This window comes from Phaeobacter sp. (assembly GCF_022825805.1).
Taxonomy (GTDB): Bacteria; Pseudomonadota; Alphaproteobacteria; order Rhodobacterales; family Rhodobacteraceae; genus Phaeobacter.
Genome location: NZ_JAJDWC010000070.1, coordinates 1 through 6,570, shown reverse-complemented (window position 1 = coordinate 6,570; position 6,570 = coordinate 1). Strand labels below are relative to the sequence as shown.

5 protein-coding genes and 1 pseudogene are annotated in these 6,570 nt (G+C 58.3%); 3 read left to right on the top strand and 3 right to left on the bottom strand.

Translation table 11 applies throughout. The features are described 5' to 3' along the window. Nucleotides 1-205 precede the first annotated feature (205 nt). Both Q0C28_RS07665 and Q0C28_RS07660 read left to right on the top strand, forming a co-directional pair. Nucleotides 206-715 (top strand): class I SAM-dependent methyltransferase, encoded by a 510-nt coding sequence (locus tag Q0C28_RS07665; RefSeq protein WP_293574393.1) that lies wholly within the window; start codon nt 206-208, stop codon nt 713-715. Between the two features lie 124 nt (nt 716-839). Further along, on the top strand, nt 840-1,505 hold the full coding sequence (locus tag Q0C28_RS07660; protein WP_293574391.1) for a TetR/AcrR family transcriptional regulator: 666 nt from the start codon (nt 840-842) through the stop codon (nt 1,503-1,505). Nucleotides 1,506-1,521: 16 nt separating this feature from the next. Here the strand turns inward: Q0C28_RS07660 and Q0C28_RS07655 are convergent, their stop codons facing one another. Continuing rightward, nucleotides 1,522-4,959 (bottom strand): indolepyruvate ferredoxin oxidoreductase family protein, encoded by a 3,438-nt coding sequence (locus tag Q0C28_RS07655; protein WP_293574389.1) that lies wholly within the window; start codon nt 4,957-4,959, stop codon nt 1,522-1,524. Nucleotides 4,960-5,100: 141 nt separating this feature from the next. Here Q0C28_RS07655 and Q0C28_RS07650 point away from each other — a divergent pair, with 141 nt between their 5' ends. Next, nucleotides 5,101-5,559, top strand: coding sequence for an Lrp/AsnC family transcriptional regulator (locus Q0C28_RS07650; protein ID WP_293574394.1), 459 nt, complete (start codon nt 5,101-5,103; stop codon nt 5,557-5,559). Nucleotides 5,560-5,568: 9 nt separating this feature from the next. On the opposite strand, the gene Q0C28_RS07645 is transcribed toward Q0C28_RS07650, so the two are convergent. Beyond that, nucleotides 5,569-5,961 (bottom strand): DUF3307 domain-containing protein, encoded by a 393-nt coding sequence (locus Q0C28_RS07645; RefSeq protein ID WP_293574387.1) that lies wholly within the window; start codon nt 5,959-5,961, stop codon nt 5,569-5,571. 470 nt (nt 5,962-6,431) lie between these two features. After that, nucleotides 6,432-6,570: pseudogene (locus Q0C28_RS07640) on the bottom strand (IS5/IS1182 family transposase); the annotation flags it as partial.

Sequence of the window (6,570 nt, the reverse complement as noted above, 5' to 3'; positions counted from 1 at the left end):
TCACGCAATTTCCTGTCGATGATCAAACTGGCATCCGTCAGACTGTGGATCGAGTTTTATGAGTCGGCTGCCTAGATATAACAGGCAATGTGCTACACATTTATTGCGATCTCTGGCAGGTCTGTATGTAGCAGTAAATATCCCGTCTAAGGTGGTAAATTTTACCACATACCGACCCGTTCAAAAGGCCCGTGAGGAAATCGATATGAGCGAGCAGCCCACCACCACCCGTCTGGATTTATTTATCGACAGGATGGTATCGCAACGCGCGAGCCTGGACAGCGCCATCGCCCGCACTATGGGGCGGCCTGAACCGGTGTTTGAACTGGGGCTTGGCAATGGTCGGACCTTTCACCACATGCGCGAACGCATCACGGACCGCGATGTGTATGTGTTCGAACGCGCAGTCGCCTCTCATCCTGACAGCACACCTGCAGAGCATCTGGTGATCCTAGGCGATGTGCGCGAGACGCTGCCTGCTGCGCTGGATCGGTTCCCGCAGGGAGCGAGCTTGATCCACGCGGATCTGGGCGGGCATGACCGTGCGAAAAACGATGTCTTTGCGCGGCTGATCTCTCCCCTGATTGAACCGCTTTTGGCACCTGGAGGCCTGATGGTGTCCTCCGACCGGATGTATTTCGAACACCTGGAAGAGCAGCCCTTGCCTCCTGGGGCTGTGCCGGGGCGGTGCTTTACCTATCTGAAGGCAGCATAGCGCAGCAAAGCGACTGGGCGCCCATGATGTTCAGGGCGCCCATGCACGATTTTCCGCGGCGTCGATGCGAAGGTGACAAAGTGGCTTTGCGGTATCACAGATGCCACGATGGGGAGTAGACGACATGGCCGACAAGCCAGTTTTGCACAGGGACAATCCAGAAGCCGAACCCTTGGTCGGCAACGTGAAAGTGACGCGCAGGGATTGGTTGAACGTCGCTATGGATGTCTTGATCACCGATGGGGTTGAACAGGTCAAAGTGCTTGCACTTGCCGAACGCATGGCGGTGTCGCGGTCCTCGTTCTACTGGTACTTCAAGACCCGGCAGGATCTGCTGGATGCGCTGTTGCAAACCTGGGACCAGACCAACACCGTCGGATTGATTTCCCAGGCAGAGGCCCCGGCAGAGACGATCACGGCAGCGGTTCTGAATGTGTTCCGCTGCACCGCCGATCCCCAGCTGTTCAACACCGCGCTTGATTTCGCGGTGCGCGACTGGTCGCGCAGGTCAGGACCAGTGCGCAATCTGCTGGACGCGGCAGACGCGCGGCGGATCCAGGCCTTGACCGACATGTTCCTGCGCTACGGCTATCCCGACAAGGAGGCCAAGACCCGCGCCAATGTGCTCTACTACATGCAGCTTGGCTATGACATGGCCGCGCTGAACGAACCCTACGACCAACGCCTGTCGATGACCGGATCCTATGTCGAAGTGTTCACCGGCCAACCCGGCCGACCGGAAGAATTGCAGGAGTTTGCCGCCTACGCCCGACGCTACTGGCGGTCGTGATCATGGGCCCACGGAATCACTGGCCCACGGATTTCAAAGAAGCCATTTGGGAGGCAACCTCTTCGGTGATGCTGCGCGCGGCTTCGATGCGCACCGGTCCATAGCCGCGAATGTCCATCGGCGCCTCGAGTATCGCCAGCCAGCGGTCGTGATCTTTGACAGAGTACCGGCGTGCGACCTCTGTCAGGATCCCACGATACCAATCTAACAGCTGGCGATGCAGCTTGGCCTCTTCATGATAGCCAAAGGGATTGAACCAACGGCCACGGAGCCTGCGTCCACGGGCAAGCGCACGTAGGGCAGGCCTGATCCAGGGGCCAAACTGGCGTTTTTGCGGACGGCCACGGGCGTCTTTCCGGCGGCCCAACAGGGGCGGGGCCAGATGGTAGTTGACCTTGAAGGTGCCATCGAAGGCATCGCTGATCTGGTGCTCGAAACTCTCCGCGCTCAGCAGCCGCGCGACTTCATATTCGTCCTTATAGGCCATCAATTTGAACAACGAACGGGCTGCAGCGGTCACCAGCGTCTCAGCCGATCCTTCGGGCAGGTCCGCGCGAAACCGCTCCAACTGTTGGGTATACTGCCGGGCGTAGGTCACATCCTGATATCCCGTTAAAAACGTTGCGCGCCGGTCAATCAGCTCTGGCAGCGTTTCCTGCGCTGGGGTGTTGTCCGTGTACCAATCCGCCAGCCGCTCCGGCGCACCCGCGCAGACCCGCCCGATGGCAAAGGCCAGCCTGTTCTGATCGACCGCTACACCGTTCAAAACGATGGCCTGGTCCATAGCCCCGGCAGAGACGGGCACCAAACCGGACTGCCAGGCAAAGCCCAACATGACAACATTGGCGAGCACTGCATCGCCGAGGAGGGTTTCGGCCACATCATTGGCGTTAAACCCAGACAGGTTGCCCGCACCCACAACATTTGCGATTTCCTGTGCTCGCCCCGTAACGTTCAGATCTGCGTCGCGCCGCAGAACCAGATCACCTGTCGGCATTTCGGCGTGGTTCAGCACCACCCGGGTGTCCCGTCGATAGTGTGCGGAGGCTTTGGGCGCAGAGCTGACGACAACATCACAGGCGATGACCGCGTCTGCTGAGGCCTGATCAATACGCACCTGGTTCAGCGCATCGGGGTCTTGTGCCAGTCGGACATAGCCCAGAACAGTGCCGAATTTCTGCGCAAAACCAGTAAAGTCGAGCACGCTTGCGCCCTTGCCCTCCAGATGGGCCGCCATGGTGATCAAGGCACCAACCGTCACCACGCCGGTGCCGCCAACTCCGGTGATCAGCAGATCATAAGGGGCGCGCAGGTCCGGCAATTGCGGCGCAGGCAAACCATCGATCAGAGCCTGTGGGTCGAGACCCGCGATTTGTGTTTTTCGCTTTTCGGCCCCTTCGACGGTCACAAAACTGGGGCAAAATCCGTTCAGACAGGAAAAGTCTTTGTTGCAGCTGGACTGGTTGATTTTGCGTTTGCGGCCAAACACCGTCTCTTTCGGCTCCACGCTCAGGCAATTGGATTCGACCGAACAATCACCGCATCCCTCGCAGACCAGATCGTTGATCATGACAAACCGTTTGGGATCTTCCATTTGGCCGCGTTTGCGGCGTCGTCGCTTTTCGGAGGCGCAAGTCTGCTCGTAGATCAACACTGTTACGCCGGGAATGTCGCGCAGCTCGCGCTGCACCTGGTCCAGGGTCTCGCGGCTGTGGAAACTTGTGCCATCGGGGAAATCTGATTTTGCGAATTTCGAAATATCGTCAGACACCAGCGCGATCCTGTCGACGCCTTCGGCGCGACAGGTTTGCGCAATACCGGCCACGCTGACGGGGCCATCGACAGGCTGTCCGCCGGTCATCGCCACCGCATCGTTGTAGAGGATTTTATAGGTGATATTGGTGCCCGCAGCCACGGCCTGCCGGATCGCAAGCGAGCCGGAGTGATACCAGGTGCCTTCGCCGAGGTTCTGAAAGACGTGTTTTCCGCCATTGAACTTGGAGGCCACGGTCCAGGGCACACCTTCGCCGCCCATCTGGGCATAGCCTGCGGTTTCGCGATCCATCCAACTGGCCATCACGTGACAGCCAATGCCAGAATTTGCGGCACTGCCCTCCGGCACTTTGGTCGATGTGTTATGCGGACAGCCTGAACAGAAATAGGGGGTCCGCGTTGCGCCGGGCACCGACAGCTGTATGGGCGGCGTCTGGGTCAGGGCGCGGGCTCGTTCCATCAGGTTTTCGTCCGGGAAAAACCGATCAAGCCGCGCGGCAACAATCGGCACCAGCATCATCGGGGACAATTCGCCGGTCCAGGGGATCAACGGATTGCCCTTGCTGTCATATTTGCCGACCATGCGCTTGGGCTTGTCGCCGGGCCAGTCGTAAAAATACTCTTTGAACTGGCTCTCGATGATGCCACGTTTTTCTTCTACGACCAGCACTTCTTCTTTGCCTTTGACAAAGCGCAGCGCTTCGGTGCGGGCCAAGGGCCAGACCATGCCGACCTTGTAGATGTCGATGCCCAACCTGCGGCAGGCCGCATCATCCAGCCCCAGCAGGCGCAGCGCCTCCATCAGATCAAGATGGCCCTTGCCGGTGGTCACAAAGCCAAAAGGCGCCTCTGCCAGATCATAGATGCGCCTGTCGATTGGGTTGGCCTCCGCAAAGGCCCGTACCGCTCGCAGCTTGGCCTGAATGCGTGTTTCGATCTCTGGGGACGGCAGATCGGCGCTGCGAATGTGCAGGCCACCGGGATACTCCGGCAGCGGTGGCAGATGAAACTTGCGATCAGCGACAAGATTGACCGAACGCGCGCTTTCCACAGTTTCTGAAACCGCCTTGAAACCGACCCAGGTGCCGGAAAACCGCGACAGGGCAAAGCCATACTCCCCAAATGTCAGAAACTCGCTGACATCAGATGGGTTCAGAACCGGCATGAACCAGGACATGAAGGCAACGTCTGACTGATGCGGCATCGATGAAGACACGCAGCCATGATCGTCACCCGCTACCACCAAGACGCCGCCTTGGGCCGAGGAGCCATAGGCGTTGCCGTGTTTCAGCGCGTCTCCCGAACGGTCGACACCGGGGCCCTTACCGTACCACATGGAAAACAGACCATCGAATGTGCAATGGGGATCAAGGATGGCCTGCTGCGCCCCCAGAACGGCGGTGGCGCCGAGATCTTCGTTCACGGCGGGCATGAAGGTGATGTTGTTGTCGTCCATGCGTTGGCGGTTGCGCCAGAACTCCAGATCGACCCCACCCAAAGGTGAGCCGCGATAGCCGGAGACAAATCCGCCCGTGTTCAAACCGGCCTGCCGATCCCGACGGGCCTGATCCAACATGATCCGCGCCAGCGCCTGGGTGCCCGTTAGAAACACGCGCCCCTGTGTCAGATCATAGCGGTCGGTCAGCTGATAGCTTTGGAACCTGTGGGTGAGCTGGGTCATGACGGCCTCGCAAGCGTAGCATTTGCGAAATTGTAGTTCGTGTTTTTTGGATTTTTGTGCCAACTATTGGAGGTGAGGTCGCAATGATGGATAATTTTCGCGATTTTAGGTACAAAGGTGGACAGATTGACCAGTCAGAGAATGCAGCTTGATGATCGCGACCGCCGCATCCTTGGCCATTTGCAGCAGGATGCGCGGATGTCGAATGCCGACCTGGCAGAGGCCGTTGGCATGTCCGCATCGGCGCTCTGGCGTCGGGTGAGAGCGCTGGAGGATGCCGGCGTCATCGAACGCTATGGCGCTGTGGTCAATCCGGCCGCGATGGGGCTTGATTTCCACGCGATCGTCCATGTGCACCTAACGCGGCACGATCCCGATAAGCTGAGCGATTTTATTCGTGCGGTGAACCTCAATCCGCTGGTGCAGGAATGCTACGCCACCACGGGCCAAGCGGATTACCATCTGCGAGTGCTTGCACCGGACCTTGAGGCGTACAACCGCTTTCTGGAGGAGTTTCTGTTTCGTCTGCCAGCGGTTGCCAGCGCCCAGACCAATGTGGTGCTGCGCACCTTGAAGCGGGATGAACCTGTGCTGCCCTAACGCAGCGCCTCAGCCGATGGCGTAGTAAATCCAGGCGGCTGTCATCGCCAGATAGGTGAGCTGATGCAGCGCCTGATCGGTGCCCACCGCGCGCCAGAAGCTGGCCATGTTCGGCGCCAGACCTTTTTTCTCGGAGTAGCAGGCTTTGCAGTAGTCGATGTTGAAATGGGCGACCCATTCAAGCGCGCAGATGACCAGCACAAACCAGACCGGTGCGCCGACGATGACGAACACCAAAATCGACCCCAAGACATGCACCCCGGCATGCTGCGCCCGTCCGGCATGCAGATACTCGCCGCGACCAGACAGCATTTTGGGCGTTTGCAGAAAGAAGTCCGCAAACATGTGTTTGATCTGAAAAAGGCAGAGCAGTCCTAAAACTGGGCCAACGTGTTCTGGCAATGCGACGACCTTTCCTGTTTCGCGCTTTGAAACCTTACGGATTTTTCGGGTGGGGGCAAACCTCCTGTGTGGGATCTGTGCAGAACCTTCCGTCACCTCGCCAACAGATCTGCTGCTTGGGCGGTCTTGGTTGAACATATGGTAGTGCGGAATGATGTTTTGACAGGTCTGGGCCATTGCCTGTTCCGGTCATTCCGGGCTAGGCATATGTTCACAGATGTTCGTGCCCAGCAGTCGGGAGCTGTCCCATAGAACGTACTCTTTTTCAGTTCATTTGGAAATTTTCGAAGCGGGACCAACTGGTTCTCCTTGTTGTGACCGCTTGTTTGTTTCCGCTGCTCTACCTGACGCTGGAGCTGCCCAAACGGATCATCAATGACGCCATCGGTGCGCAGAGTGCGGTGGTCAATGTGTTCGGCTACCAGCTCGAACAATTGCATTACCTTTGGCTGCTGTGCGGTGGTTTTTTGCTAGGCAGCCGACTCATAAAACTCGATCCACAGTCTGACGGATGCCAGTTTGATCATCGACAGGAAATTGCGTGACGTCTTTTCGTATCGGGTTGCGATGCGACGGAACGAGGCTTTCAGCCTGCCAAAGAACCGCTCG

Excerpts from the sequence above, each read along its gene's own strand:
- Q0C28_RS07665 (WP_293574393.1), top strand. The coding sequence starts at position 206 with ATGAGCGAGCAGCCCACCACCACCCGTCTGGATTTATTTATCGACAGG.
- Q0C28_RS07660 (WP_293574391.1), top strand. The coding sequence starts at position 840 with ATGGCCGACAAGCCAGTTTTGCACAGGGACAATCCAGAAGCCGAACCC.
- Q0C28_RS07655 (WP_293574389.1), bottom strand. The coding sequence starts at position 4,959 with ATGACCCAGCTCACCCACAGGTTCCAAAGCTATCAGCTGACCGACCGC.
- Q0C28_RS07650 (WP_293574394.1), top strand. The coding sequence starts at position 5,101 with ATGCAGCTTGATGATCGCGACCGCCGCATCCTTGGCCATTTGCAGCAG.